Raw genomic sequence first — 25,870 nt, forward strand, 5'->3', positions numbered from 1 at the left:
TTCGTTAACGGGTGTAGGGGTCGGTGATGCCGATGTATTGGGTGGTGGTGTATTCGGCGATGCCTTCGGTTCCGCCTTCACGTCCCAGGCCGGAGTGCTTTACGCCGCCGAAGGGTGCTGCGGCGTTGGAGATGACGCCGGCGTTGAATCCGACCATGCCGCATTCGATCTGTTCTGCTACGCGCAGGAGCTTGTTGAAGTCCCGGCTGTAGAGGTAGGACGCGAGGCCGTACTCGGAGGCATTGGCGAGTTTGATGGCTTCCTGCTCGGTGGTGAAGGTAGTGACAGGTGCGACTGGGCCGAAGATCTCCTGTCTCAGGATCACTGCATTGTTTGGCACGTCCGCGAGGACGGTGGGATGGTAAAAGTACCCCGGCCCGGCCACGGGCGCCCCGCCGGTGACGATCACTGCTCCAGAGTCGACTGCGGCGGTGACGAGGTTGTGGACATCGGCGCGGGCGCTTGCGTCGATGAGTGGGCCTACCTGACTGGCGGGGTCGGTGCCGCGGCCGGTGGTCAGGGCGCGCATCGTGGCGGCGAATTTCCGGGTGAATTCCTGGGCGAGGGAGGCGTGGACGAGGAAGCGGTTGGCTGCTGTGCAGGCTTCGCCCATGTTCCGCATCTTCGCCGCCATGGCACCTTCGACGGCTTTGTCGAGGTCGGCGTCTTCGAAGACGATGAAGGGTGCGTTTCCGCCAAGCTCCATCGAGGTGCGCAGGACGTTCTGCGCGGCATCGGCCATCAGGCGTTTGCCGACCGGGGTGGAACCGGTGAAGGAGACCTTCCGCAAACGGGAATCCTGCAGCAGGGGCCCGGAGATCCCGGAGGCGGACGAGGAGGAGACGACGTTCAGGACGCCGGCGGGCAGGCCGGCGTCGAGCATGGTCTGCGCAAAGTACTGGGCTGTGAGCGGGGTGAGTTTGGCGGGTTTGAGGACCATGGTGCAGCCGGCCGCGACGGCGGGGGCGACCTTGCGGGTGGCCATTGCCAGCGGGAAGTTCCACGGCGTGATCAGCAGGCAAGGACCGACGGGTTTGTGCTGGACGAGGATCTTGTTTTTCCCCTCGGGGGTGGTGAGGTAGCGGCCGTAGTCCCGGACGGTTTCCTCGGAGAACCAGCGCAGGAACTCCGCGCCGTAGGTGACCTCGCCGCGGGCCTCGGCCAGCGGTTTGCCCATTTCCAGGGTCATCAGCAGCGCGAAGTCCTCGGCCCTCCCGGTGACCAGGTCAAAGGCGCGGCGGAGGATTTCTGCCCGCACCCGTGGTGCGGTCTGCGTCCAGAACGCTTGGGCTGCGTCAGCGGCGTCCAGCGCGGCGATCGCATCCTCGCTTGTGGCCGAGGCGACGGTGGCAATCTTCTCCCCGGTGGCGGGATCGTGCACGTCGAACGTGCCGCCGTCGGACGCGTCCCGCCACTCACCGCCGATCAACAGGCCGGTCGGCACGGAAGCAAGGAGCTTCTGTTCGCGTTCGGATTTTATGGCAGGGGATATTACGGGTGACGTGGTCATGCGGGAGGTCTCCTCAATAAGTGTGCGGTGCCGGGTTTTAGACTTCGGCGCCGCGAGGATGATGTTGTGGGACATAGTCCGTAGGGCAGCGAGAGGATCCGGCGTCGAAATAATCGAAGGTTCTGCCGCTTCCAATGCTTAGGCGTTTAGGGGCCAAGTTGGGCGCTTCGAGGGCAGCAAAGCGGTAGGGGCGTTGGATGGGGCAACGCAAACTGCCTACAACCGGACTAAGTCCTTTTCTTGGATCGTTCCGTGCCCGATTTCTGGGTGTGAAGCAACGGGGATGGTTTAGGATGCCGCAATGGAGCTGCTTCTCATGGAGCAGACGAGTTGTTTCATCGAGTTGCTGGTCTCGTGAGGCCCGGTCCTGGGTGATGACAGTAATCGAGGTATGTGTCGGCATCGTTGGCTCACCATTTCGAGTAATCAGGTTCTTGAAGTGCGGTTGGGGCGGTGGTTTCGGTAGCGAAGTTCTGGAACCGTTTAACCGGGTTCATCATCGGAAGGGGACCGATGATAGAAAAGCGGGTCGCCGTGCAGGCAGACGGGAAGGTAGACGTGTACGGCTGCCTCAGAGTCCTCCATGGTCTGTTCTCCTTGGCGGGCCGTCCTATAGATCAGCCATAGCTGGACCGCCAAAGCGACCACTGTGACAGCAGCAAGAGTGATACCGGCAACGGGATCACTAGCTTCGCCGAAGATACTGCTCCAGGCCCCTCCGGGATGCGTCAGCAGACGCATCAGGAAGAGGATTACCGGTTCGGGGTGCATGGGTTTCCTTGTTTGGCTCGAGCGACGGAACCGGGTGATGTAGGCGCCGTTCCCTAGGGCGTGAGTTGAGCCCCGTTGAAACGTTTTGTGATGCGAGAACCGGCAGGTTCTTCCGCGAGCCACACACGGACGTCATCGTCCTTATGGACGGCGATCCGGCCACCAGCGCCGTCGATCCAGATCCAGAAGATCGATCCATCCGGAACCATGTCGTCGACTGTGCCACGCACGAGCACTTGAGTTTCCCTCTGAACGTACATCCTGTCCCCAGGAGTAAGACCAGCCCAGTCCTTCGTGTTCAAGGGCGGGTATTTGGTGAGGGAGGGCAATATCTCGGCGATTTCGCGCTGGACCAGGAGATCGGCCACGGGGTCCTTCTTCCTTGAAATCAGTCATTTACCTCAGCGCTCCGGTCCGGGCGTGAGTGCTGCGCGGTTCCTTATCACGTACGCAGCTGTGGTTCGCGTTTTCCCCTGCCACCCCGACGCGGAACGTTGGAGTGGCAGGGGAGGCGAGATGCATCCTCGAAAAAAATGACTGCGGGGAGCCAGCCGGGATGCAGTTAGATACGGTGGAGGAACCAGTCGCTCAGCCGTGCACCCGCTACTGACATGTAGTCGTAGCTGCAGTGCAGCGATCCCGCGCCGTCGTAGATGTCGACAGTGACGTCCTCGGAGGTAAGCGCCTCAACGAAGCGGTCAGCGCCCTTGATGTCCATGATGATGTCGGCGGTGCCGTGCATAACGTAGACGGGGATCTTGAGCTTGTCAGCGACACCGTCCAGAGTGAATTTGGCCAGCTTCTCGCGGGCTTCAGCGTCGTCCTTTGAGCCGCTGAGCCACTGGAGCTGCTTCTGCAGGGGCGGGTAGAACTCGTAGAAGTCCGTGAGAATGCTCCACGTTCCACACCAGGCCGCTACTGCCTTCACGCGGGGTTCGAAGGCGGCCGCACGCGGGGCGTAGTAGCCACCGAAGCTCACGCCGGCGAGACCGAACCGGTCCGCGTCGACATCGCTGCGCTTCTCAAGGAAGTCGAAGATGGCTGCGACGGGTACTTCATAGTCGGGCCTGCTGTACATTTCCTTGAAACGCAGCGAGCTGCCGCGGCCGGGGGTGTCGACCATGACGACGTTCATGCCGCGAGCCGGGAATTCGGTTCCGCCCAGGAAGTAGAGTTCTTCGGCCCAGGAGTCGGCGCCGCCAAGGAACAGAACCGTCGGGCGGGCCTGACCGGAGTTGTCGGGACGGACGATGTAGCCCTCCATCTCCTTGCCCTCGAACGGTACGGCGATCCGCTCGATCAGTCCGTCAGACAGCTCGGCAGCCTTCTGGAAGTTTTTGGTGCCCTCGACGTAGGCTTCGGTGCGTCGGGCGTCGAAGGAGTCGAGGAAGAATTCGGAGTGGCGCCAGTAGCTCATGGAGCGGAACAGTGCCCGCCGGGCAGTTGTGATTTCACCGCGTTCAAGGGCTTCGTAGCCAGCGGCTGCGATGTCTTTTGCTGTCTGGCTCCACTCGCGGTGCCAGGTTTCGCCGTCGGTGGTCTCCCGGCCGATGCGGGCTGCGGTACGTGCGCATTCAAACAGGTCGGACCCGCCGACTGCGACCTGGGAAAGCAACCTCATGGTCTGCAGAGACCAGTCTTCATCCTGGGGGAAGAGCTCGATGAGCGATAGTGCGTCGCCCGTTTTGACGGTATTCATAGGTGTCTCCTTTGTTGGATTCGGGTGGGAATGGGAGATTCAGGTGGCTGGTGCCAGCCGTGTTGCGTCGGTTGCTTCCCATGGGGTGCGGTTTTGGATCGCAACTTTGTATTTGGCGAGTTGCCGGGGAGCGCAGACGCAGAGGGCACCGATCAGCAGGCCGTCGCGGCCGAGGGTGGCGACCAGTTTGTCGTCCGACATTTCTTCGATTCGGATGTCGGTGGCGCCTGAGGTGCGCCCCACGAACCGCATCTTTTTGTCGTGCTGGTCTGTCCAGAAGTAAGGCACTGAGGCAAACGGGTCCCTCTCGCCAAGCAGTGTTGCTGCTGCGTGGCGGCCTTGGTCCACTGCGTTCGACCAGTGCTCGATGCGCATATCCTCGTCAAAGACCGGGTTGCGCCAGCTGGCGACGTCTCCCGCAGCGACGATGTTCGGTACCGAGGTCAGCAGTTCCGGTGTGCAGGTGACACCGTTGGCAACCTCGACGGCGCTTCCGGCGATCCACTCGACAGCGGGTGTGGCACCGATGCCTGCCGCTACAACGTCAGCACTGAGGTTTTGACCGCTGCTGAGGGTGATAGTGACCCCGCCGGGAGAGTCCTGCAAGCTTTGAACGGAGGAGCCGCAGATCAGGCGGACGCCGTTGCCTTCGTGAAGCTCCCGGTACCATGAGCCAATCTCGGTGCCGAAGGCCCGTGCCAAGGGCATCGGGGATCCTTCGATCAAGGTGACGTCCAGTCCGAGCCCGCGGGCTACGGCCGCGACTTCGAGGCCAACGAATCCACCACCGATCATGACGAGGTGCCTGCCCGGTATGAGTTCGGGACGGAGTTCGAGGGCATCGTCGAGGGTCCGGAGCACGTGCACACGGGCCTGGGTGGTGACACCGGGTAAGCGGCGGGCGGCGGACCCTGTGGCTATGACCATCCCGTCGTAGGGAAGGTCGGATCCGTCGGTGAGCGCGAGCAGCCCTTTGTCGGCATCAATGCCGCGGGCGGCGGTGTTGAGCCGCAGCTCGATGCCTTGTGCCTCGTACCAGGGTGCCGGGCGGAGCAAAAGTTGCTCGGGCGTCATGCCGTCAAGCAGGAGTTCCTTGGACAGGGGTGGGCGGTCATACGGAAGTCTTGCTTCGGCTGACACGAGCGTCAGTTCCCCGTCAAACCCACGCTCGCGGAGCGCTTCAGCTGCGTGCACTCCCGCGAGCGAGCCTCCGACCACGACGATCCGCTGCATCAGATGTCCTCGATGAAGATGGCGTGTGCCGGGCACCCGCGCCGGGCGGCTTCTGCCTGGGCCCGCAAAGCTTCGTCGTGTTCGTCAGAGCCGATCACTACCGCCTTATTGGTGTCATCATCGATGTCGAAAAGTGCAGGACCTTCGATGAGGCAGTTTGCGTAACCCTGGCAAGCCGGAAGATCCACCGTGATCTTGAATGCCATGTCTTTGTCTCCTTTGATGCTCGATTACTCAGTGGCCTGAGGCTTCGAGGTGCTCGATGCGTGGCGTGACCTCGGCCGCTCGTGCGGCTTGTGGGGTGTTCCGGCTGCGGAGAGTACGGACAACGCCGCCGGTGATGACTGCTGAAATACCTGGGATGTCTCCTACTGACAGCGCCCCGAGGGCGTCGTCGCGGGTTGATCCCCAGGGGGCGTCGAGAACCACGAGGTCGGCGGCACGTCCGGGGGCGATGAAACCTGCCGGCAGGTCCCATACGCGGGCGTTGTTACCGGTCGCAGCCGCCCACACGAGGGCCGGGTCGACGTCGGAGAGCGATGACAGCTCCGCTACGGTCTTCATCACGCCCAGGGGCATGACTCCGGTGCCGGTTGGGGTGTCCGAACCTATCACCACACGTTCAAACATGCCCTTGTCAGCGGCACGGTTAATAATCCGTACTGCAGAGCGCAGGTTGCCGGCCTGCACGAGCTGCAAAGCCATGTCGGTCTCGTCCATGATGAGGTCCACGCCGGCCTCATCTAGTGAGGTCGGTCCACCGTTGAGGTGGCCGCAGACGTGCGGGGCCAGCAGGAGGAGGTGCTTCGGGGTGATCGGCTTACTGCCCGGGATGCTCGCCCCTCCCGAGTGGCACATCACGGTGATCCCGTGTTCTTTCGCCCACCTGACCTGGTCTACGCCGTCGGCGGGGTCCATGTAGCGGCCGAACCCGAACTTTGCCAGGTGAACCCCGGCCTCCTGCAGGTCGGCGAAGTCCTTTTCCTGCAGTGTAGGTTCAAGGACAACAGCACCGGCGTGGACGGTCATCCCGTTGGGGTGGAAATTATCGAAGCACTCTTTCGCTGCAATGGCGAGAGCTTTGACTCCTATGGCGGTGCTTGGCCGGCCGGGTGCGTGGATTTCGCCGGGGGATACCACGCTGGTGATGCCGCCGTGTACGTAGCTGGCGAGGAAGTCCACGGTCTTCTGCCGGGGTGTGTAGTCGCCGATGACCACGTGGCAGTGTGAGTCGATGAGCCCGGGTGCGAGTGTGGTGCCCTTGGCGTCGACAACATGGGAGGAGGCGTCAATTTCGGCAAGCAGATCCTGCCTGCGGCCAACGGCTGTGATGATCCCGTCCCTGGTGATGACGGTATCGGCGTCCTTGATGATGGGTGACTGCCAGTCTCCGGAGAGGATCGTGCCGGCTCCGACGACTGCGATCGATCCGGTCACAGCCCCTTCTCCTTCGCTTCTGCGATGGACATGCCGCCGACGCGTGCGTTCAGCCGTCCACGATTTGTTACGGCGGCGATGACGACCAGTTCGTCAGGGTGGGGAGCGTCGGGGACCCTTACTTCCATGGCGTCGTAGTGCGAGCGGACCCAGACTTCGTCCTTGAAAGCCGTCGGCACGTCGATGACGGAACCGGCGGCGGCGGGCTTGGTCACCGACGTGATCCAGGCCGCGCCCCCGCCAATGGCCTCGCGGAAGGCGTCTCCGAAGACGGAGGTGAGGGCGGCGTTGATGTGTTCCTGCTCGCCTGCGCTCCCCACGAGGCCTGCCTTGCCGTAGCTTTCGACCGGGGCGCCGAGCAGCCCCAGTGCCTCTTTGCCCAGCAGGGTACCGATTTCCTGCGATGCCTCGACCAGTGCTGAGAGGTCCTCGACAAAGCCCTCCCCGGCGTAAGGGTTTGTGATCACGGCGCAGACCGCAACCTTACGCAACGGCCCGCCGTCATCGCCCTTTCCGGCCGATGTGCGGATTTCTTCGACCTGTGCAAAGGTCTTACGGATTTCGATGGACTTCTCAACCATTTGTGTGTTCCTTGTTCTGGTATCGGTACAACGACGTACCGTTTTCCTGGTTTTTGGGTGGATGGGTTCTGCTAGAGGCGTCGTCCGCCGTCAGTGCGGATGACCACTCCGGTGACAACGCGGGCGTCGACCGGGTCGGCCAGGAAGCGGTAGGCCCCGCTGTGGTCTTCAGGTGTGGCGGTGAAGCCGAGCAGGGTGTGGGCGGCGATTCTCTCGTCGCGGCCTTCCACACGGTCAGCTGTCATGGTTTGCCCGAGCGTCGACAGTCCGCCGAACCGGGTTCCCCCAGTACCGCCTGGTGCCACGCCGTTGACCCTGATTTCGGGTGCCAGCTCGGCAGCGAGGTGGTCAACAATTCCGCGCAGTGCCCACTTGGAGCTGCCGTAAAGCACGCCGCCTCCGATGGCGTTGAAGGCGGATTCGGAGAGGGTGAGGGTGACTGATCCCCCCGCTGCGCGCAGTGCCGGCACGGCGAGATTGACCGCGAGCAACGTTGAGCGCACGTTGACCCGCCACACCTCCTCGGCCGCGGTCAAGAGCTCCTCGGACGAGAGTTCACTGACCTTGGCGTAGTTGTCGAACACTCCGACACCGCAGGTGATGTTGTGCAGTCGTCCCTCAGCGTCGGCCGCGGCCGCGATGGCGTCCCGGAGGACACCAGCGTCGGTCGCGTCTCCGACCAGGGCCCGAATGGCACCGCCGGAGGACTCTGCGACGGCATGGGCTCCACCTGCGGACCGGTTCAGGACAGTGACTTTTGCCCCTTCACGGTGGTAGCGTTCGGCGGCCGCCCGGGCGATTCCTGACCCTCCGCCGGTGACGAGGATGTGCTGCCCGGATAGTGTTTCGCTCATGCTCCTGGGGTCCTGCTCAGGAGCTTGGTGATGAACTCCGGTTCCTGGTAGCTCAAGACATCAAGGGCCACGGCGTCGTAGCGCACGCAGGTGCCACGACGGGGGGACCATATTTCGAGCCGCATGCCGTTGCGTGTGTCGACCTTGCGGACAACGACATCCGCGAACTCGTTGGCAATCACGATCGGGCCGCTGTTGCCGCCGTCCTTGGGGACTTCAAGCACTTCACCGGTGTCCGGGTTTTCCGCCTGAGGCCTTGCTGTCGATTCGGACATGATTCATTCCTTTTAGATGAAGATGGACAGGTTGTGGGCATTGATGACCGCTTGGTCAATGGCTGCCCAGCGGCGTGCGATCTCGTAACCGTCCGAAGTTTTGCGGACGAGGTCCTTTCGGAAGACCGAGACGAAGTTCGGCTCGATGCTGTCTCCGCGGCTGCGGTAGATGAGGCAGTAAGAGCTGACTTCGTATTCGCCGTCCTGCTCACCGGCGTCCACGAGCACGTTTGTCACGTAGTGGCGTGTGCGTGAGGGCGGTTGTTCGGCCCAGGCGAAATCTGTTTCGAGGCGACGTACCCGGATTTCGAGGGTCTGTTTGTTGTCCTGGAAGATCCGGCCGTTGGGGGAGAGTTCCCATTCGGCCAGTCCTTCCCGGACCACCCTGAGGGGCACATCGTAGGTAATGTCTTCGGAGAGAAATTCGAGCCAGTCGCGGAAGCGGCGCTCATCCAGAGCGAGTGCTTCGCGGAACATAAATTCCTGAATGTCTTGTTGCACGGTCCGGTCAACGGCACTGAGTATGGTCATGATCAGGCCTCACCCAGCAGGTAGTCCGCCCACCGGGTCCACAGGTTCCGGAAGTTGGAGTCGTTGACGTAGGGCTTGACCACATGGCCGGGACCCGGGAAGTCGGGGTCCTGTTTGCTCTCGATGCCCATCATGTACGGGAATTCAATGCCGCGCACGGCCGAGGACTTGGCCATGCGAGTGACGCGCGCCCAGTTCTCCAAGTCGTCCTGCTCGAACGTACCTGCCTGGGCGAACGCGAGAGTGTATGCCTGGTAGGCAGCTTCCTTGTACTCTTCGGACGCGTCCTTGGGGACCAGACACCAGGAATACATTTCCGTCTTTCCCGGGCCGATCGGATGGTACAACCGCATCGTCACGAACCGCACACCCGTTTCACCGGGTGTCAGGCTGAAGGGCTGCATCAGGAAGGACAAGTTTGGAAACACTGTGCCAACCGCTGTGCGGGTGTTGCTGAACACTTCCACCTGTTCGGGCGTGAAGCTGCGCCGCATCTCCTCGGTGAGGTCCTCGGGGAATCCCGCGAAGGGGGTGAAACCGGGAGTGTGCCCGAGTCCGATGCCGTGTCCCTTGCCGGGGATGCTGGCAGCCCAGCCCTGGCTGTGTGTCGCGCCTGATGAGGGGAAGTACCCCAGGTTGAAGCCGAACTGGTGGGCTACCGGGGTGTGGTAACCATCGCCTGCGAAGTTCTCGGCCGCAATTTTCCAGTCAGTTTCGGTGATCCAGTGATCGGGTGGACCGTGCACTTCACTGCCGGCCAAGCCCTGTTTGAGGTAGAGGTCGAGGTAGAACTGGAACCCGCCGAGGTACTCGTCCAGTGTGGGCGCATCCTGATTGAATGTTCCGAACACCAGACCCGCGTAACTGTCCACGCGGGCCCCCACCAGGCTCCAGTCCTTCCTCTTCAGCCGGCCTTCATAACCCTCGGCCATGTATGGAACTCCGATGAGCTCACCAGAGTTCTTGTACACCCAGCCGTGGTATGAGCAACGGAAGTGGGAGGCGTTCCCCATTTCCGACTTGCACATCATGTTGCCGCGATGCCGGCACATGTTGAGATTCGCGTGGATCTCGCCGTGCTCGTCCCGGGCAACGATCATATTGTTGTTCCCGATGTAGCGGGTGACGTAGTCGCCCGGCTTCGGGATCTCCGATTCGTGGGCCAAAAATGTCCATGCCTGGCCGAACAGCCGTTCCTGTTCCAGGTCGAAGATCTGCTGATCGTTGAAGACATGGGCCGGAAACCGCCCCTGCTTGATCCCTTCCCGGATCTGGCGCAGTTGAGCATCCGTGTCCGGGTTTACCGACTCCGTTGTCATTATGGTGACCTCGCTGATTCCTCTGTATATTCCTGGTCTGCTACTTCTTGCGGGAGCCCAGTCGTGTTTCGATCTCGGCGCTGATCTTCTTGTAGCGCTCGACGTGTTCTGCGGTGGAGTCCCAGTGTTTCTGGGGTACGAGGTCCTCGGTGTAAGGAACGCGGCTCTGGCCTACGTGGATGTAGCCGGCCTGGTTGACGCGGATCTTCTCGAGCGGGATGTTGTACTTGGCGAACTCGAAGAAGTCCTGGCCGACGATGAAGGGCTCGTGTGCCCAGCGCAGCCGCTCGGTGAGCCAGCGGGCGTCCTCGGTGCGGCCCTGCTGGAGCGCGTCGCGCAGGTGGAGGACGGGGTCCGGGCCCATGGCGGTGGTGGAGGACCAGGCCATGCCAACGAGTTCCTCGCCGTACATCTCCCAGGCCGGGAACCAGTCGGTCTCGATGGGCATGAGCGGGAACTTGTCCCCGGTGTGGGCCATGTCGTTGTGGTAGCGGAAGCCGACCGAGGCGCCGCCGGCGTACTTCACGGCAACGACCTGCGGCAGTTCCACCAGGGTGCGGTACACCGAGCGGGGGATGATGCCGCCAAAGGCTGCGGTGTTGTCGTAGACCACGATGGCCTGGTCGGGAACGGCTTCGGCGACGTCACGGTAGAACTTCTCCATCACAGGGGCCACCATCTCGCCCCACATCGGGCGGCCCAGGAGGGTACCGGTAGCGCCGAGGTCCGAAAGGAACCGCATCCGTGAGATGGTCTCGCGGGTGCTCAGGGTGGTTGAGCCGACGAAGATCGGGAAGTCAGGGTTTACTGAATGCGCTGTCTGTACTGCGCATTCGGCGTAGGCCTTCCATTCGTCAAGGGTCAGCGTGGCCATTTCGCCGAGGGTGCCGTTCAGTGCGATGGCGTCCACGCCGTCGGTGATCAGCTGGCGGATCATGCGTTCGGTCTCGGCGAGATCGACGGTGTTCTGTGCCTCCACCTGGTCCGCGCCGGGCAGAGCAGGCGTGGGCGGGTAGGACATGACGCCACGCATATCGCGACCTGTGACTTTGGGAAGTTTGCTCATGTTCTTGTTTCTCCTTGGTGGTGCTCGGCTTCCGCGGGCGCGGAGCCGTCTGGGGTTGGGGTCTTAGAGCTTCAAATCGGGCGTTGCCGCTGCCACGGCGGTCCCGGTCAGCCATTCAGGAACCGGTTCGTAGGCGAGCACTTCGAACGGGGCGCCGATGGCGCCGGCAGCGGCAATCCATGTGCGGACTTCGTGAGCCCCATTGCCTGCCGCGTCGATTTCCTTCGGTGAGTAGCTTTTGAGCTGCTCGGGATCGCCGCTCTCGATTCGGGTGATGAAGTCGCGGTCGAATTCCTCGTTCACTTGGCCCGCTTCGGGCAGCCCTACCCAGTGGGAAAGGCCGCCGGTTGCGACGACAACGACGCGTTCGACCACGTCTTGGGCTTCAACGGCGCGGCGAAGCATTTCTCCGAATTCGTAGCACCGCTTGGCAGTGGGCCACGGCGGGTTCACCCCGTTCACGATGATGGGAACCAGCGGGTACTTGGAAGTGGGATCGAGATGCTTGAACGGAACGCAGAAGTTCTCATCGAAATCCAGCCCACCCTCCACCAGGGAGGGGTCGAACTCATTCGAAATCGCGAACTCGTAGAGGTGGCGGCCGAGTTTTCCGTTCCCGGGATACTGGTGCTGCTCCACCTGCAGGAAGTTGCTCATCTCCGCGGTTACGGGCCCCAGATACGAGTCCGCCGTGGCAACAGCAAAAGCCGGCAGGTTCCCGAAGTTGAAGTTGGTGAAGTGTTCCACGGAAATGGCGATGATTGCATCGGGCTCCAAAGCCTCGATCCGCCGGCGGGCCTCAGCGAAGGCTCCTTCGATAGCTTCCCTCTTACGCGGCTCGGCCCGTTCAGGCCAGCCCGTCACTCCAGGGGAATGCGATGCTGCGAATGCTCCTACGATCTTTCCCATCAGTTCTCCTCCTCACGGATCTGTGTGTAATACGCGGCACGATCAACAGCCAGCTGGATGGCGCAGAAATAGATCAGATACGGGTTCGCCCCGATCTTGTGGAGCTTCTTGAAATCCAGCTCCAACATCGCCGTCCGGGACTCACCTTCCACCCCGTACTGATCGAGAATCGGACCCGGGTCGCTACGAAAACTCTCTGCAAGAGCAGGGTCCCTGCGAATGTCCCACAGCAACTTATGCAGGTTGTACATCCGGTGCTCCTTCATTCCTCATTCGAGCGGTGTAATGCGCCGGTCATCTCTTTCTCTGAATGGCTTGGTCGACCATCAGCGCCTTCGTTCATGACGCGCAGATTCAGAATTGGATCCCTTATTGGCGTCGAGCGGTGAAGACAGCTTAGACAGATATGTCGACAAAAAACTAGAGTGTTGAGAACTTTTTTTGAGACCATCCAAATGGGAGTCCCTCCGCCTCGGAACCGCGGCGCGACCATCCCTGACCTCAGACTCAACCGGCTGCGTTAGGAGATACGCCTGCTCTAATCCCAGCTAATGCAAGGATTATGGCGGAAAATTGGATGGGAGATCTGCCCCGTGGGTTGACCTCCCCGGCGAGCCACAGGATCTTCAAGTGTGCTCGGGCGGGCCGATGGCTTTGTGCATCTGGCGGGGAACTTTCAGATTTCATCGACCGTCAGACTCAGTTTTGTCGACAAAAATATGCTGAAATCGCTCGCGGTATCAGTTGATCTGTATGCTCGAACATGAACCACAATTCACTGAACGAGGGAGTGCCGGGCCATGTCGCTTGTGAAGACGAATGAGGCGTTGGAAGATCCTCGGGGTCTTCCAGAGATATTGAGGCGGGCCATTGCTGACGGCGAGTATGAACCCGGCCTTAAACTCGTCGAACGGGAGCTGGCCATAAAATACGGCGTCGGCCGCACCGCGGTGCGCGATGCTCTACGTCATCTTGCCGCCGAGCGAATCATAGTTCTCACCGAAAACAGAGGTGCTCGCGTGCGGGAGCTTGATTATGCCGAGGCCGCTGATATTTACGCTGTACGTGCTGTTCTGGAAGGCCTGGCTGGCGAGCTATTTGCAGTGCGCGGAACAGCGTCGGAGAAAAAGTTGTTCGCCGAATCGCTTCGACCACTCCGGAAAGCCATCGAAGACTTCGACACGACCGCAGCCCTGCTCGCAAGTGATGTTTACTACGCGCACCTTCTGGACGGAGCCCGTAACGTCGAACTGCAAGAGGCTGTCAACCGACTTCACGTTCGGATCCATCAGATTCGGCGGGTCTCGTTGTCAATGAAGGACCGCGCCCAGCCCACCATTGAAGGCCTCCAACGGGTCGTTGATGCAATCCTTTCAGGAGATCCAGTCCAGGCGCGTTTGGCATGCATCGAACATGTCCGTACTTCGGCCGCGGCAACCTTGCCTGTCCTGGCAGCGCAGGAGCTAAAGGGGTGAATGAACTCGGTTCTCCCTTGGGGCGCGCTGGACGGCCCTTCACTCGGGGTGCGTCACAAGTAGACGAAGGGCCTGAAGCCTTCCCGCGCGGGAGATGGCGAGGAGCCACTCGTTAGAGCTCTCATCCACCTGCCAGCTGGATGAGGATGGCCCGTCCGACGCTGCGCACCTTTACGCAACGACGGATCACGGACCCTGTACTGACGTTGTTGACTTCAGACTCGGTCCATGCGACGCGGTGTGTAACCCCGCTGCCGTTGGATACTGCCCTGTCCTTGGCACATTGCACGCTCTCAAGGAGAGCCGGCCGGAGTCTCCGTCAGAAGCGGGCAACGCTAAAGGGCTGGGACTACTGTACGGGGTGACGCTCACTTCCGAATTTGATGCGACAGAATGTCGAAAGAGCCTGTACTTTGGCATTGGGGACGCTGCCACCGGGGCGTGCCAACACCACAGAGTTCGCCGGCATGTCATCAGCAATCCTCTTGTAAAGAACTGGAAGACCATCGTAGGTGGTATCGCCTGCGGGTCTGCCCATCAACACTGAGTAGCCGATGCCCCTGGCCACCATAGACCTGATAGTTTCTACGTTATTGCTGAACATGCGGGTGCTTGCGGTGAAGCCCGTGGCGCTAAGCATCTCGTTGGCTATATCTGACGCTGGTTGCAGAGAGAGCAAGATTGCCCTATCGCCACTGAGTTCGCCCAGCGAAATTTCACTGCGATCCGCAAGCTTGTGGGTTGGCGGAAGCAAGATTTGCAATCTTACAGGGACGATGTCTTCCCAATCCACTCCAGGCCGAGCGTGTATCCGGTAAATCAGGCAGGCATCCAGGTCGCCCTCAAGCAGTCGCTGCTGTAACGCGTTGGAGGAATCTTCCACCATCTCCACCGAGACGCCAGGATGTTCCGTCATGAAGTACTCGACAATCCGTGGCATCAGCCAGGGGGAAAGAGTGTTGAAGCAGCCGATGCGGATAGTGCCCACCAGCTCTCCTTCTATGACCCGGGCGATGTTCTGCAACTCGCCTGACTCCCGGAGCACAGCGCGTGCGTGACTCAGCGCATGCCTTCCAGCCGGGGTAAGCGTAACCCCTTTAGCTCGCCGGCGGAGCGTTAGTTGCGTGGCTAAACTCGTCTCAAGCTCGCTGATAGCCACGGACACACCACCCGGCGAAACGTTCAATTTTCTGGCGGCCGCAGTGACAGAACCCTCCTCCGCCACAGCGACGAAGTACTCCAGATGGCGAAGTGTAAACGTGCTCATGTTCAGTGATTCTAAATAAGATGTGCACGTATTCGTCATTTACAGCAGGAGTGTGACGCCCCATATTTAAGACAACGCTCGTGCAGCGTTCGCCTTCCTTCCAGACGACGCCAAGGTCTTTACCTCTCAGGCGCCCAGTGCTTCCCTCTCATCACTGCGGTGAACCAGCCGCCCAAGGAGCCCCAATTATGCGATTCACAGGTAATTCTTCGTACGCAGCCTCAGCCACGAGTGGGCAATGCCTAACTAACCGGCGCCCCGCCGATTGGACTGGACGGAAGGATGATCATTCATGAGTTCATCCGCGACTGAATACGTATCAACCGAGGTGTCATTGAACAGCCGGCATATGCGGCGAATCCTTGCCTCCAGCTTTCTAGGTAGCACCATCGAATACTATGACTTCCTCCTATATGCAACTGCTGCCGCTGTCGTTTTCAATAAGGTCTTTTTCACAAACCTTGGCCCAGAGATGGCAACGTTTGCCTCGTTCGCCACACTGGCTGTGGGCTACGTGTCCAGACCGCTAGGAGGCGTCATTTTTGGTCACTTCGGTGACCGGGTGGGCCGCAAGACCGTCCTCGTTGTCTCGATGATGATGATGGGCGCTGCTACGGTTTCGATTGGTCTCCTGCCTACCACTGCACAAATAGGTGTTCTGGCCCCCATCTTGCTCATCCTCCTCCGGATTGTTCAGGGCATTTCCCAAGGCGGTGAGTGGGGAGGCGCGATGCTCATTGCCTTGGAGCACGCTCCCGGCGGTAAGCGGGGATTTGCGGCCAGCTTTGCGAACATGGGCGCACCTGCCGGCGCTATTCTTGCCACCCTTGCCGTTTCAGCAGTCTCTGTGCTGCCCGGTGACCAATTTCAGGCCTGGGGGTGGCGCCTCCCATTCCTTTTCAGCATTGTGCTCGTCGCCATCGGTCTGGTCATACGGCTCAAAGTCTCCGAGAGTCCTGTCTTCAAGAAGTTCGAAGCCCAAGCGGAGTCAAGGAAACTTCCGGTCGTTGAGCTATTTGCCCGGCACTCCAAGTCTCTTCTTTTGGGAACGTTGGCAGGGGTGAGCCTTTTTGGGATGGCGGGAATTGTCACAGTTTGGGCAGTGAGCTTCTCCGTGGCCAACGGTGCCGACGTAACCGGAGTCCTGAACGCCAAGGCCGGGGCAGCGGCGGTCATGTTGATCACCACGATCATCAGTGCGCGCCTCTGCGACGTCTATGGCCGGAAGCCCGTGATGATGTCGGGGGTCATCGGCATGGTCCTTTTCGCGTACCCGCTGCTGCTGCTTGTCCAAGGAGGTACAGTGGTTGGCTTCCTTGTAGCAGTTATGGTCGGACAAGCCCTCCAAGGCGTCGTCGTTGGCCCTTTTGCCGCCTTCGCTGCGGAATTGTTCCCTACCCGAGTGAGGTATACGGGGGCGTCATTGTGCTTCCAGACCGCGTCCACTATCGGTATCGGTTTTGCCCCAGCCGTTGCCTCCGCTCTCGTGCTGGCGGGTGACGGAAGCATCACGATACTAGCCGTGACCTGGACCCTCGTCCTCTTCGTCAGTCTCGGGGCAATCATTCTGACGAAGGAAGGCAAATCACGGAACCTCGCCGAACTAACCTAGCCCGCAGTCGCTTCTGGCAAAGAGAATCCTCCTGGTACCAACTCCTCCTAAAGGAAACGCATTGAATACTCAACGAGACACATATTTTCCCGGCACCGAAGAACTTGAACCGGATGAGATGCGCATTGTTGCACTCGGAACCGGCCGCCCATTCCTTCGAATGGCCCAAGCCAACTCAGGCTGGCTTATCGAACTCGGCAACGGCGAGAAGTTCATCTTTGACTTTGGGTTCGGCTCGTTCTCGCGGTTCACCGCGCTGGAAGTACCGACCGCAGAAATCACAGCACTATTTGCGACCCACCTCCATACAGATCATGTCGGGGACTTTGGCGCATATTGGGTAGGGTCCCGGACCGGTGGCAGGCTTGATCCGCTCGAGTTCTATGGGCCGTCAGGACGAGTCCCCGAGCACGGATTCCGCCACTTTGCTGAGCAACAACTGAGTTCGTTCCGATGGGACGCGGACAGCCGGCGCGGTCTGCTCCCGGTGTCCACCGAATACGTGAACATCCACGAGTTCGACTGGGCCGAGAGCAAGGTTATCTACGACCACAACGGGGTCCAGATTTCGAGTTTCCCAGCAGTCCATATCCTGGATGGGGCAGTCGGTCTGCGACTGGATTGGAACGGAAACTCATTTGTGTACTCCGGCGACACGGCGCCGAACCGGTTCCTCATTGATGCGGCTGCGGGCGCGGATGTCCTGGTGCATGAATGCTTTGACTCCACCAAGACGTTGTTGGAGAAGTCCGGTTACGACAAGCGCACCGCCAAGGGCGTCGGCACATGGGCGCACACCCAGCCCGTGGATGCCGGGCAAGTCTTCCAACTGGTCGAACCGCGACTCGCCGTTCCCTTCCACTTCAACAACGATTTCGATACCAGCCTCGAGGTAGCCGCGGAAATTCGTGAGTCCTACACTGGCCGGCTGGCGCTTGCTCACGATCTGATGGCCATTAACCTCAGCCCGACGAAGCTGACGGTCCGCGCCACCGTGGCTTCCCACCACACCTGGCCGAAAAAGACCCAGCATGAGGGTTTCGCTACCGCGGAGCGGGGTGAGCGTGCCGTCATGTCAGAGTGGCTACGGGACGCGCGGTTGGATTTTGAGCAGGCACAGGCCCCGCTGGTTTGAGTCGCGGGATAGGGGCGGCAGAGCCGGACGCCCCCGGTCCACGTAGCACGAAGCAAGCAGTAATGACCGGGAAGCGCCTGACAATTTAGGCTCAGGAGTCCAGGCCATTGCAGAGAACCGAACCAAGGAAGAACCGACGACTAGTGGTCGGCATCAGGGGAACCTGAGGGTCAATGCGGCATTCGCCATCTATGGATCTTGCGTAATCAGGATGCTTAGCAGACCCATCCAGAAATTATCTGCAGCCATAAGTGAGCCTTCGTGAGTAACAGGGATCACGCGACGAGCGTCGATTCTAGGCCAATTCATTCACTTAGAACCTAGCTGGATGGGGCATATCTCATCGAGGTCGCTCTGGAGAGGTCGGGACGGTTGGCCACTCCCGGCGTTCCTTTTGGGCCGAAGCAAACCCTCTGTGTAAAGCCTGGACCACCACGAAATTAGAGCAAGCTAGCGCCGCCGGGCGGCGCTAGCTTACTGCATGAGTTCAGGAGTCAGCGTATGGAGTTGGAAATGAACGGACGCACTGTCGTCGTTGCGGGCAGCTCGTCAGGCGTAAGAGCCGCGACCGCCCGACAACTGCTGGCAGCCGACGCGAGGGTGGTTCGTTCCGGCTGCAGACCAGCATCCCCGTGCACGTGGGTGGGCGGTCGGTTGGGTCCCATGAGTTCACTGCCAGAGGATGACGACCACCACGACGCCGGCGGCCAGCGCGCCGGCTCCGGCCAGGAGCGGAACTATCATCGGCAACGGAAGCGGCACCTTGTTGCGCATGCTGCGCTCCACACGGAGCCAGCGCACAGCAGAACCGGCGCTGAGAAGCATGCCGAGGACGAGCAGGACAGCGGCGAGGCCCTTCCGTACCGGCTCAGGAAACAGATCGGACGTAAACGCCTCGATGGCGATGCCGCCGGCAAGGAGGGCTAGGGAGGTGCGGATCCACGCCAGGAAAGTGCGCTCGTTGGCGAGCGTGAAGCGCGGGTCCGGTTCGGTTCCACCGGGCAGCAACCGTTCGGCGATCTTCCCGCGCGACGGCGGGCCCGGGGCGGCGCCGGGCGGGGTGTCATCCAACATGGTTCAGTCCGCAGCCGTTCGGAATCCGCAGTTGCTACTGGACGAGTCAGGGGTGTTTGAGCTTCTGGCTGCGACGCGGTAGCGGTTGCAATAGGAGTCGTGGCACAGGTAAGAACCGCCGCGCATCACCCGGCCTCTGCCGATGGTGGGCCCTTGGGGGTTTTCCGTGGGTGAGTTGCGGTAGTACTTGGGCAGGAACCAGTCTGCGCACCATTCCCAGACATTGCCGCTGACCTCGAACAGCCCGTAGCCATTCGGCGGGAAGCTGCGGACCGGCGCGGTGGCCAGGTGTCCGTCCTTCTGAGTGTTGACTTCCGGGAACGTCCCTTGCCAGATATTGCAGTTATGGGTCCCGTCAGGGGCGATAAGCTCGTTGCCCCAGGGGTAACGCTGCTGGTCGAGCCCTCCTCGGGCGGCGTACTCCCATTCGGCCTCGGTTGGCAGTCGCCGGCCGGCCCACCGGCAGTAAGCAAGGGCGTCGTCATGGGAGACCTGCACGACCGGGTGGTCGGGGATTTCGGACCAGTGCTGTCCCGGGCCGGCCGGGTGCGCCCAGTCAGCCCCCTTGATGGTGAGCCACCAGGGGGAACCGGATGCTGCCCCGAGAATATTTTTCCTGTCAGCTTGGACGACGAGGTGGAACACTGCCGACGTGCCGTACTTTTCTGCTTCAGTGCGGTATCCCGTGGCATCCACAAAGGCTGCGAACTGTTCGTTTTTCACCGCGGTGGTATCAATTTTGAAGGCATTCAGTTCCACGGCGTGGACGGGGACTTCGCCGTCAGCGGGATACCCCTCCCCGAAGCTGTCGCCCATCTGGAAGGTCCCGGCCGGTATGAGGACGTCCTCGTGCAGTAGGGGATGATCTGCAGCGGATCGCGGAACCTGGCCAAGCTGCGTGGTCGCCGTCGCCTTGGCCGTTGTCGTTGTGCGGGCGGGCGAGCAGCAGCTTGCTGCATGATGATTGGGTGTATCCACGGGGAGTTGGTAATCCATCTTTTTGCGGGCTATTCAGTAGCTGGTGCTGCGGAATGCCCGGCCTTTTCGTCCAGGTACTCGGTCCATTTCCGGTGCTGGGCTTCCAACCAGGCAACCCAAGTATCGGCCTCGGCCGCATTGAAGGTGTGCGTGCTATTGAGGAGCTCCGTCATAAATTCCACGTCGATGGTGAAGCGGCCCGGCTCTGGGCGGACAGCGCGGTCGCGGTTTCTGAAGCGCCTGATTTGGTCCTTTCGGAAGGCGACCTCTGTTTCGATAAGGGAAAGGACGGTCGGCGGGTTGAGCGGAACGAGGCAGGTCAGCCTGGCAGTGAAGTCGGGTTCCTGCCATCGTGCCGGGGGGACGTACTGCGACTCGGTCACCCGCGTCAGGTGCTCGGCGCCGGATGATGTCAGCCGGTAGACTTTGGCGTCGGGCGCGCCCTCGCGTTCCTCAACGGTGAATTCGATGTGGCCGTTCTTCAGGAGCCGGTTCAGAGTTTTGTAGATTTGGGACTGATCAGCGTTGGCTCGAAGGAATTGCCCTTCTGTGGCGAGCCACCGGCCCAGGTCGTAACCGCTGCAGGGGGCCCGGGCGATCAGTGCCAGCAGGATTTCTTCGAACTTCATGTCTTGCTTCCCATCTTGAGCGCCGCAAAGGTCTAGACCGTGGGCGCGTGTGCTGACGGCCAGTTTACCGCTGGCATCCGCAGCAGGCCCGGCGCCCCACCCCACAAGGCTGGGCGCAGGGCACGCTATTTGATTGTTTCGGCCAGTTCCGCTTCCAGTTTCCTGATCTGGGGGGAGCGGAGATTGGGAGTCATAGCCGCCGCTTCCACGATTGTGTGGCTGGCGAACATTGCCATCGCTGCATCGTTTCCCAGCGTAGGGATGGCTTCCACCAGTGTTTGGCGCCGTCGCTGATCCTTGATCAATTCGGATATGGGGACGGTTGTGACGATGGAGTCGGCGGGGAAGTCCGGGACGCGTGCTGCCGGTTCCCTGGAGGACTGGACCTGGGCCCACTGTTGATCGACGAGCAGGTGTTGTTCTTCCACCGGTCCCGTTTCCGGCAGGCCCAGGCGGATGTACTGCTCAGGCGGGGCGTCGTTTGTCCGTATCAGTTCCACCAGCAGTGTTGCCATCCGCGTCTCAAGCACTGGATCATTTAGCGGATTTTGTTGGTGCGGGTCCGTTTCGAGGTCGAACAGGAGGGTGCCGAATCCGTAGGGGCTGCCCATGGTCCAGCCCGGAACCTGCAGTAGCGGGACACCCTTGGTAAAGGAAAACCCGTCCACGAGTTTGGCCTGGCGGAGTTCCTCAACCGTGAAACGGCTGCGCATGTGGGTAGGCATGAGCGTGTAGTCGAACAGGGGCTGGTTCTCGGCGGTTGCACAGGAGCGCATGTAGACGTACCGCCCGTCGGTGACGTTCACATGTGCTCCGAAAATTCCAAAGAGGGCAGCTTCCCGGACGGGTTCATCATTTTCCACGACGGACGCCAGCGGCTTGCCGTGCATGTCCGGGGTCCTTTCAATTCCGAAGAATTCCAGCAGGGTCGGACCGAAGTCGATGGTCTGCACCAGGCTGTCCCGGGTCTCGCCGGCTACTTTGGCCCGGGGGTCCCAGATGAACAGGGGAGTATGGATGGTTTCGTCGTACCAGGGCTGTACGCTTTTGCCCCACCAGCCGTGTTCGCCCAGGAGGAATCCATGGTCGGTGCAGACCAGCAGCATGGTGTCCTGCCACATGTCATTGCGGTCCATGAAGTCCATCACCCGTCCCAGGGACTGGTCGCACATTGTGAGCAGCGACAGGTACTCGTTGCGGGCCCGGTCAACCACGTCGTCCTCTTCAATGACGCGACGGTAGGAGGGCCAGTCGAAGACGGGGCCTTCGGCGTCTTCCAGTCCGTAGCGCTTTCGGTACTCGTCGTAGCTGAAGAAAGGCTCGTGCGGATCGAAGCATTCGATCTGCAGCATCCACTGGTCCTGGTCGACGTTGGTCTGCATAAATTCCAGTCCGGCATCGAAGGTTCGGGTCTGCGGGTGGTCGGCTTCGTTGGTGAGGTATTGGCGGTTGATCCAGTCCTGCCGTGTCAGCTGGTTGTCTGCGTTCAGGGTGGTCGGCGGGGTTGCCTTGGCAACGTGCCCCTTCCAGGCATCTCCTTCCTGGCCGCGGAAGAACTCATACGTGTTAAATCGGTTGTGGTAGGTCGCGCCGCCGTCTTCCCAGTAGTGCTGGTGGTCGGTCACGAGGTGGGTGTAGACGCCTTGTCCTTTGAGGATCTCGGGAACCGAGTCGTCAAAGGGTTCCAGGGGGCTCCAGGACCTGTGCAGGAAGTTGTAGCGGCCGGTGTGCATTTCCCGCCGGGCGGGCATGCAGGGCATGCTGCCGGCATAGCAGTTGGTGAACATGGCCGTTTGCCGGGCGAGGCGCTCAAAGTTCGGCGCATGGATCCCTTCGGCGCCGTAAGGGGGAAGCATCTGACGGTTCAGGCTGTCGAACATCACGACGATGGCTCTCATCAGGACTGGCCTTCCGATCCGGTCCCGGCCAGCAACAACCTGCGTTCTGCCCGGCGTTCACGCTGTCGCCGTGGGTCGGCCACCGGGGCTGACATGAGCAGTTTTTGGGTGTAAGGGTGGGTTGGGTTCGAGGTGACTTGGCCGCCATCGCCGTATTCGACGATGTAGCCCTTGAACATCACCGCGACGCGGTGGCTGATGTGCCGGACCACGGACAGGTCGTGGGAGACGAAGAGGTAGGCGACCCCCGTGCGTTCCTGGATTTCGATAAAGAGATCCAGGACGCGCGCCTGGGTGGAAAGGTCGAGTGCCGATACCGGCTCATCGCAGACAATCAGGCGCGGCGACAGTGCCAGCGCCCGGGCGATTGCGACGCGCTGCCGCTGGCCCCCGGAGAATTCGCGGGGGAACTTGTCCACGGCACCGGAGGGCAGGCCCACCTGTTCGAGCAGCTCGCTGATGCGGGCGCGGGCGGAGCCTTTCAGCTCCGGTTTCGCCAGCAACGGCTCGCTGAGGATGTCCCCGACGGTCATGGTGGGGTTCAAGGACGTGTAAGGGTCCTGGAACACTACCTGGATTGAGTCGCTTAACTTCCGGCGTTCCCGCCGGTCCAAGGCCGTGATGTCCTGGCCATCAAAGGTGATGGTGCCGGAAACCGGTTGGACGAGGCCCAGGATGGCCCGGCCCAGGGTGGTCTTACCCGATCCGGACTCGCCCACTAGCCCTACGGTTTCACCTGGAAGGATGTCAAGTGAGACGCCGTGCAGGACTTGGAATGGTGTTTTGCGGAACCCTTTTCGGGGGTATTCGACCACCACGTCCTTGGCCACCAGCAATGGGGTTGAGGAAGCTGTGTCATGCATGGTTCTGTCCTTTGCTGGTGAGGAACTTCTGTCCGAGCGGGGGCCGCGGCGGGGCGTCATCGAGGGTCGCGGCCAGCAGGGCCTTGGTGTAAGCGTTCTCCGGTGTGTAGAAGAGGGTTTCTGCATCGTTGGCTTCCACGACGCGCCCGTTCTGCATCACCACGACCCTGTCACACAGGTCGGCGACGACGCCGAAGTTGTGCGTGACCATGACGATGCCCATCTCCATTTCGCTTTGCAGATCGCGCAGCAGGTCAAGGACCTCGGCCTGCACTGTGACGTCCAGTGCGGTGGTTGGTTCGTCGGCGATCAGGAGCTTGGGCTCACAGGAGACAGCGCCGGCGATGAGGACACGCTGGGCCATGCCGCCGGAGATTTCGTGCGGGTAGGACCGGAAAGTCCGCTCCGGATCCGCAATGCCCACCCTCGCCAGGAGAGCAAGGGCGCGTTTCCGGGCTTCCTCTTTCGAGATCTTCAGGACGGCCTGCATCGGCTCGACCAGCTGGTGTCCGATGGTGAAGGACGGGTCCAGGTTGCTCATGGGCTCCTGTGGAATGTAGGAGATTTCCCGCCCGCGAAGCTTTTGCATCTCGCTCTCGGGGGCGAAGGTGATGTCCCGTCCACGGAACTGGATGGACCCGGACAGGACCCGGCCTCCCCTGGGCAGGAGCCCGAGGATCGAGAACGCGGTCTGCGTCTTCCCGGAACCGGATTCACCGACGATACCCACAATCTCACCGGCTGCCACGTCAAAGCTGACGCCCCTGACGACCGTGAGAGGATTTTCCGCACTGCCGTAACCGACCTGGATGTCCTGGACCCGCAGGAGCGGAGCCTTCCGGGTGTCCGCTTCAAGGATCTCGACGCCGGCACTGCCGGCCGGACCGTGCCCGTGTTGCTTGACAGCGCGCGGGCGGACGGCGGCGGCGCGGGGGCCTTGCAGTCCGTCGCGGATGGCGTTGCCCAACAGGACCAGCGAGGCCACTGTGGCTGCGATGATCAGGCCCGGCCAGAGGATGCCGGCAGGGTTGATGTAGATGTTGCTGAAGGCATCCTGTAGCATTCCGCCCCAGGTTGGGGTTCCGGGATCGCCGAGGCCGAGGAACTCCAGGCCGGACTGGATAATGATGGCGATGCCCGCGATGACGGCTGTCTGGATGATGATGGGGGAACGCACGACGCGCAGGATGTGCCGGCTGATGATGCGGGCGTCACTGAGCCCGGAAACACGTGCCGCATCGACGTACAGTTCGTTCTTTACAGCGATGACCTGGTTGCGGACGAGGCGGAAGAACCCGGGCGAGAGCATGACGCCGAAGACGGCCATGGTCGAATACACCGAACCGCCCAGTGTCTGATACAGGGCGAGCAGGACGATCATCGCGGGCAGGGCCATCAGGATGTTCGATGCCCAACTGAACGTTGCGTCAAAAGCCTTCCCGAAGTACCCGGCAACGAGACCTGCAACGGAGCCGAGAACGAGCGCGATTGATACGGCGATCAGGGAGCCGAGCAGGGTGTTCTGGCCAGCCCAGATGAGGCGGCTGAAGACGTCCCGCCCGGCGCCGTCACCACCGAGCAGGTAGTCGGACGAGGGGGGTGCGAGGATCTTGTCGATCTTCACCTCGGTAGGGCTGTGCGGTGCAAAGAACGGGGCGACGACACTGATCAGGATGATGAGTGTCAGGATAATCAGGGCAGTCAGTCCCAGCGGGTTGCGCAGGACCGTGCGTGAGATGGAGACGCGTCCGGGCGCTGCGGGCAGGGGGGCGTTGGTCAGGGCTGTGGTTGCTTCGGTCATTGCAGTCGCGCTTTCGGGTTGATCCAGCCATTGGCAAGGTCGATGACGAGGTTGACGATCACGACAAGGATCACCAGGGCCACCACAACGCCCATCAGGGCCGGTACGTCGCCCTGGAAGGAGGAGTTGATGGTCAGGGTGCCCATGCCGGGGATGGCGAAGACCCGCTCAATGACGACGGCTCCGCCCAGGAGAGCAATGAACTGCAGGGACAAGACGGTCAGAGCCGGGGGAGCGGCGTTTCGCAGGACGTGCTTCAGGAGCACGCTGCTTGAGCTCAGGCCGCGGGCCCGGAGCGTGCGGACGTAGTCCATGTCCAGGACATCGATCACGGCGCCGCGGATCTGCTGGGCGGCGGAGGCGATGCCGCCCAGGACAAGAGCGGTGACCGGCAGTATCAGGGCGAGGAACCAGCCGGACAGGGATTCCGATGCTGGCACATACCCGGTGGCGGGGAAGATGGGGACGGCTACGGCGAACAGAACCACGAGGACCAGTGCCACCCAGAAGTTAGGGAGGGAGAATCCGATGACGCTGACGACCTGCAGGAGCCGGTCGAGCCAGCCGCCGCGGACAGCGGCCGTGACGCCGAGGATGGCACTGATGACTGCGGTGACCAGGACGGCGAGGATCACCATGGACAGGGTGACCGGAAGGCGGTTGGCGAGGAGGGCGCTGACGGGTTCGTTGGTGAACCAGGAGACTCCCAGGTCGCCTCCGATTGCCCGGGAGAACCAATCAAAGTATTGCTGGTGGAGTGGCCGGTCGAGGCCGAGTTCCTGCGCTTTGGCGGCCACATCTTCTGCCGTTGCGCTTTCACCGAGGATGTTGCGTGCCGCGTTTCCGGCATTGGAGTAGATGAGCGCATACGCGATCGTGGTGATGACGAGAATGAGAACGACGCCGGAGAGCAGGCGACGTGCCAGGAAGTTGATCATGGTTTCACCGTCTGG

The 25,870-nt window shown here is 61.4% G+C and carries 26 protein-coding genes; 3 read left to right on the forward strand and 23 right to left on the reverse strand.

Translation table 11 applies throughout. The annotated features are described in order from the left end of the window. Window positions 1-4: 4 nt before the first annotated feature. From ABV518_RS04915 to ABV518_RS04985, 15 genes are all read right to left on the reverse strand, one after another. Window positions 5-1,510: an NAD-dependent succinate-semialdehyde dehydrogenase gene (locus tag ABV518_RS04915; protein WP_367765695.1), complete on the reverse strand. Its 1,506-nt coding sequence runs from the start codon at window positions 1,508-1,510 to the stop codon at window positions 5-7. 483 nt (window positions 1,511-1,993) lie between these two features. Next, entirely contained in the window at window positions 1,994-2,281 is a 288-nt protein-coding gene (locus ABV518_RS04920) for a hypothetical protein (RefSeq protein ID WP_367765696.1), read from the reverse strand. 53 nt (window positions 2,282-2,334) lie between these two features. Beyond that, the gene (locus tag ABV518_RS04925) at window positions 2,335-2,649 is read right to left on the reverse strand and encodes a hypothetical protein (protein ID WP_367765697.1); all 315 of its coding nucleotides are present in this window, start codon (window positions 2,647-2,649) and stop codon (window positions 2,335-2,337) included. 194 nt (window positions 2,650-2,843) lie between these two features. Continuing rightward, window positions 2,844-3,980: an alpha/beta hydrolase family protein gene (locus ABV518_RS04930; protein ID WP_367765698.1), complete on the reverse strand. Its 1,137-nt coding sequence runs from the start codon at window positions 3,978-3,980 to the stop codon at window positions 2,844-2,846. Window positions 3,981-4,019: 39 nt separating this feature from the next. Next, a complete protein-coding gene (locus ABV518_RS04935; protein ID WP_367765699.1) occupies window positions 4,020-5,213 on the reverse strand; it encodes an NAD(P)/FAD-dependent oxidoreductase in 1,194 nt (397 codons plus the stop codon). Beyond that, complete coding sequence (locus ABV518_RS04940; RefSeq protein WP_268002285.1) at window positions 5,213-5,419, reverse strand: ferredoxin; 207 nt, start codon at window positions 5,417-5,419, stop codon at window positions 5,213-5,215. The genes ABV518_RS04935 and ABV518_RS04940 overlap by 1 nt, the downstream gene beginning before the upstream one ends. 28 nt (window positions 5,420-5,447) lie before the next feature. Then, the gene (locus ABV518_RS04945; protein WP_367765700.1) at window positions 5,448-6,650 is read right to left on the reverse strand and encodes an amidohydrolase family protein; all 1,203 of its coding nucleotides are present in this window, start codon (window positions 6,648-6,650) and stop codon (window positions 5,448-5,450) included. After that, window positions 6,647-7,231 (reverse strand): amino acid synthesis family protein, encoded by a 585-nt coding sequence (locus tag ABV518_RS04950; protein WP_367765701.1) that lies wholly within the window; start codon window positions 7,229-7,231, stop codon window positions 6,647-6,649. The genes ABV518_RS04945 and ABV518_RS04950 overlap by 4 nt, the downstream gene beginning before the upstream one ends. A 71-nt stretch (window positions 7,232-7,302) precedes the next feature. Then, on the reverse strand, window positions 7,303-8,085 hold the full coding sequence (locus ABV518_RS04955) for an SDR family NAD(P)-dependent oxidoreductase (protein ID WP_367765702.1): 783 nt from the start codon (window positions 8,083-8,085) through the stop codon (window positions 7,303-7,305). Beyond that, window positions 8,082-8,360, reverse strand: a complete 279-nt coding sequence (locus tag ABV518_RS04960; RefSeq protein WP_367765703.1) for a hypothetical protein — start codon at window positions 8,358-8,360, stop codon at window positions 8,082-8,084. The genes ABV518_RS04955 and ABV518_RS04960 overlap by 4 nt, the downstream gene beginning before the upstream one ends. A gap of 12 nt (window positions 8,361-8,372) precedes the next feature. Beyond that, window positions 8,373-8,891, reverse strand: a complete 519-nt coding sequence (locus ABV518_RS04965) for a 3-phenylpropionate/cinnamic acid dioxygenase subunit beta (RefSeq protein WP_367765705.1) — start codon at window positions 8,889-8,891, stop codon at window positions 8,373-8,375. A gap of 2 nt (window positions 8,892-8,893) precedes the next feature. Beyond that, window positions 8,894-10,210 carry an aromatic ring-hydroxylating dioxygenase subunit alpha gene (locus tag ABV518_RS04970; RefSeq protein WP_367765706.1) on the reverse strand — a complete coding sequence of 439 codons (1,317 nt, stop codon included), beginning with the start codon at window positions 10,208-10,210 and terminating at the stop codon, window positions 8,894-8,896. A gap of 40 nt (window positions 10,211-10,250) precedes the next feature. Then, window positions 10,251-11,276, reverse strand: a complete 1,026-nt coding sequence (locus ABV518_RS04975) for a dihydrodipicolinate synthase family protein (RefSeq protein WP_367765707.1) — start codon at window positions 11,274-11,276, stop codon at window positions 10,251-10,253. A 63-nt stretch (window positions 11,277-11,339) separates the two neighbouring features. Next, window positions 11,340-12,185, reverse strand: coding sequence for a hypothetical protein (locus tag ABV518_RS04980; RefSeq protein ID WP_367765708.1), 846 nt, complete (start codon window positions 12,183-12,185; stop codon window positions 11,340-11,342). Beyond that, window positions 12,185-12,436, reverse strand: coding sequence for a hypothetical protein (locus ABV518_RS04985; RefSeq protein ID WP_367765709.1), 252 nt, complete (start codon window positions 12,434-12,436; stop codon window positions 12,185-12,187). The genes ABV518_RS04980 and ABV518_RS04985 overlap by 1 nt, the downstream gene beginning before the upstream one ends. 549 nt (window positions 12,437-12,985) lie before the next feature. Here ABV518_RS04985 and ABV518_RS04990 point away from each other — a divergent pair. Then, complete coding sequence (locus ABV518_RS04990; RefSeq protein ID WP_367765710.1) at window positions 12,986-13,660, forward strand: GntR family transcriptional regulator; 675 nt, start codon at window positions 12,986-12,988, stop codon at window positions 13,658-13,660. A 349-nt stretch (window positions 13,661-14,009) separates the two neighbouring features. Here ABV518_RS04990 and ABV518_RS04995 read toward each other — a convergent pair whose 3' ends face one another. Beyond that, a complete protein-coding gene (locus tag ABV518_RS04995; protein WP_367765711.1) occupies window positions 14,010-14,927 on the reverse strand; it encodes a LysR family transcriptional regulator in 918 nt (305 codons plus the stop codon). Between the two features lie 292 nt (window positions 14,928-15,219). Here ABV518_RS04995 and ABV518_RS05000 point away from each other — a divergent pair, with 292 nt between their 5' ends. Both ABV518_RS05000 and gntH read left to right on the forward strand, forming a co-directional pair. Further along, complete coding sequence (locus ABV518_RS05000; RefSeq protein ID WP_367765712.1) at window positions 15,220-16,539, forward strand: MFS transporter; 1,320 nt, start codon at window positions 15,220-15,222, stop codon at window positions 16,537-16,539. Window positions 16,540-16,600: 61 nt separating this feature from the next. Beyond that, on the forward strand, window positions 16,601-17,674 hold the full coding sequence (gntH, locus tag ABV518_RS05005) for a guanitoxin biosynthesis MBL fold metallo-hydrolase GntH (protein WP_367765713.1): 1,074 nt from the start codon (window positions 16,601-16,603) through the stop codon (window positions 17,672-17,674). 669 nt (window positions 17,675-18,343) lie between these two features. Here gntH and ABV518_RS05010 read toward each other — a convergent pair. The 7 genes from ABV518_RS05010 to ABV518_RS05040 form a co-directional block, all read right to left on the reverse strand. Then, window positions 18,344-18,748 carry a YidH family protein gene (locus tag ABV518_RS05010; protein WP_367765714.1) on the reverse strand — a complete coding sequence of 135 codons (405 nt, stop codon included), beginning with the start codon at window positions 18,746-18,748 and terminating at the stop codon, window positions 18,344-18,346. Window positions 18,749-18,751: 3 nt separating this feature from the next. Next, window positions 18,752-19,603: a formylglycine-generating enzyme family protein gene (locus ABV518_RS05015; RefSeq protein ID WP_367765753.1), complete on the reverse strand. Its 852-nt coding sequence runs from the start codon at window positions 19,601-19,603 to the stop codon at window positions 18,752-18,754. A gap of 152 nt (window positions 19,604-19,755) precedes the next feature. Further along, window positions 19,756-20,355, reverse strand: a complete 600-nt coding sequence (locus ABV518_RS05020; RefSeq protein ID WP_367765715.1) for a PadR family transcriptional regulator — start codon at window positions 20,353-20,355, stop codon at window positions 19,756-19,758. Window positions 20,356-20,480: 125 nt separating this feature from the next. Next, the gene (locus ABV518_RS05025; protein ID WP_367765717.1) at window positions 20,481-22,253 is read right to left on the reverse strand and encodes a sulfatase; all 1,773 of its coding nucleotides are present in this window, start codon (window positions 22,251-22,253) and stop codon (window positions 20,481-20,483) included. Next, a complete protein-coding gene (locus tag ABV518_RS05030; RefSeq protein ID WP_367765718.1) occupies window positions 22,253-23,116 on the reverse strand; it encodes an ATP-binding cassette domain-containing protein in 864 nt (287 codons plus the stop codon). The genes ABV518_RS05025 and ABV518_RS05030 overlap by 1 nt, the downstream gene beginning before the upstream one ends. After that, window positions 23,109-24,917 carry a dipeptide/oligopeptide/nickel ABC transporter permease/ATP-binding protein gene (locus ABV518_RS05035; protein ID WP_367765719.1) on the reverse strand — a complete coding sequence of 603 codons (1,809 nt, stop codon included), beginning with the start codon at window positions 24,915-24,917 and terminating at the stop codon, window positions 23,109-23,111. The genes ABV518_RS05030 and ABV518_RS05035 overlap by 8 nt, the downstream gene beginning before the upstream one ends. Further along, window positions 24,914-25,855, reverse strand: a complete 942-nt coding sequence (locus ABV518_RS05040) for an ABC transporter permease (protein WP_367765720.1) — start codon at window positions 25,853-25,855, stop codon at window positions 24,914-24,916. The genes ABV518_RS05035 and ABV518_RS05040 overlap by 4 nt, the downstream gene beginning before the upstream one ends. Window positions 25,856-25,870: the final 15 nt, after the last annotated feature.

The sequence above is a fragment of the Arthrobacter sp. HS15c genome, assembly GCF_040812005.1.
In the GTDB taxonomy this organism is placed as follows: Bacteria; Actinomycetota; Actinomycetes; order Actinomycetales; family Micrococcaceae; genus Arthrobacter.

Excerpts from the sequence above, each read along its gene's own strand:
- ABV518_RS04970 (WP_367765706.1), bottom strand. The coding sequence starts at position 10,210 with ATGACAACGGAGTCGGTAAACCCGGACACGGATGCTCAACTGCGCCAG.
- ABV518_RS05035 (WP_367765719.1), bottom strand. The coding sequence starts at position 24,917 with ATGACCGAAGCAACCACAGCCCTGACCAACGCCCCCCTGCCCGCAGCG.
- ABV518_RS04940 (WP_268002285.1), bottom strand. The coding sequence starts at position 5,419 with ATGGCATTCAAGATCACGGTGGATCTTCCGGCTTGCCAGGGTTACGCA.
- ABV518_RS04985 (WP_367765709.1), bottom strand. The coding sequence starts at position 12,436 with ATGTACAACCTGCATAAGTTGCTGTGGGACATTCGCAGGGACCCTGCT.
- ABV518_RS04960 (WP_367765703.1), bottom strand. The coding sequence starts at position 8,360 with ATGTCCGAATCGACAGCAAGGCCTCAGGCGGAAAACCCGGACACCGGT.
- ABV518_RS05040 (WP_367765720.1), bottom strand. The coding sequence starts at position 25,855 with ATGATCAACTTCCTGGCACGTCGCCTGCTCTCCGGCGTCGTTCTCATT.
- ABV518_RS04975 (WP_367765707.1), bottom strand. The coding sequence starts at position 11,276 with ATGAGCAAACTTCCCAAAGTCACAGGTCGCGATATGCGTGGCGTCATG.
- ABV518_RS04980 (WP_367765708.1), bottom strand. The coding sequence starts at position 12,185 with ATGGGAAAGATCGTAGGAGCATTCGCAGCATCGCATTCCCCTGGAGTG.
- ABV518_RS04990 (WP_367765710.1), top strand. The coding sequence starts at position 12,986 with ATGTCGCTTGTGAAGACGAATGAGGCGTTGGAAGATCCTCGGGGTCTT.
- ABV518_RS05010 (WP_367765714.1), bottom strand. The coding sequence starts at position 18,748 with ATGTTGGATGACACCCCGCCCGGCGCCGCCCCGGGCCCGCCGTCGCGC.
- ABV518_RS04955 (WP_367765702.1), bottom strand. The coding sequence starts at position 8,085 with ATGAGCGAAACACTATCCGGGCAGCACATCCTCGTCACCGGCGGAGGG.
- ABV518_RS05000 (WP_367765712.1), top strand. The coding sequence starts at position 15,220 with ATGAGTTCATCCGCGACTGAATACGTATCAACCGAGGTGTCATTGAAC.
- ABV518_RS04965 (WP_367765705.1), bottom strand. The coding sequence starts at position 8,891 with ATGACCATACTCAGTGCCGTTGACCGGACCGTGCAACAAGACATTCAG.
- ABV518_RS05020 (WP_367765715.1), bottom strand. The coding sequence starts at position 20,355 with ATGAAGTTCGAAGAAATCCTGCTGGCACTGATCGCCCGGGCCCCCTGC.
- ABV518_RS04920 (WP_367765696.1), bottom strand. The coding sequence starts at position 2,281 with ATGCACCCCGAACCGGTAATCCTCTTCCTGATGCGTCTGCTGACGCAT.
- ABV518_RS04950 (WP_367765701.1), bottom strand. The coding sequence starts at position 7,231 with ATGGTTGAGAAGTCCATCGAAATCCGTAAGACCTTTGCACAGGTCGAA.
- ABV518_RS04930 (WP_367765698.1), bottom strand. The coding sequence starts at position 3,980 with ATGAATACCGTCAAAACGGGCGACGCACTATCGCTCATCGAGCTCTTC.
- ABV518_RS05025 (WP_367765717.1), bottom strand. The coding sequence starts at position 22,253 with ATGAGAGCCATCGTCGTGATGTTCGACAGCCTGAACCGTCAGATGCTT.
- ABV518_RS04935 (WP_367765699.1), bottom strand. The coding sequence starts at position 5,213 with ATGCAGCGGATCGTCGTGGTCGGAGGCTCGCTCGCGGGAGTGCACGCA.
- ABV518_RS05030 (WP_367765718.1), bottom strand. The coding sequence starts at position 23,116 with ATGCATGACACAGCTTCCTCAACCCCATTGCTGGTGGCCAAGGACGTG.
- ABV518_RS04995 (WP_367765711.1), bottom strand. The coding sequence starts at position 14,927 with ATGAGCACGTTTACACTTCGCCATCTGGAGTACTTCGTCGCTGTGGCG.
- ABV518_RS04915 (WP_367765695.1), bottom strand. The coding sequence starts at position 1,510 with ATGACCACGTCACCCGTAATATCCCCTGCCATAAAATCCGAACGCGAA.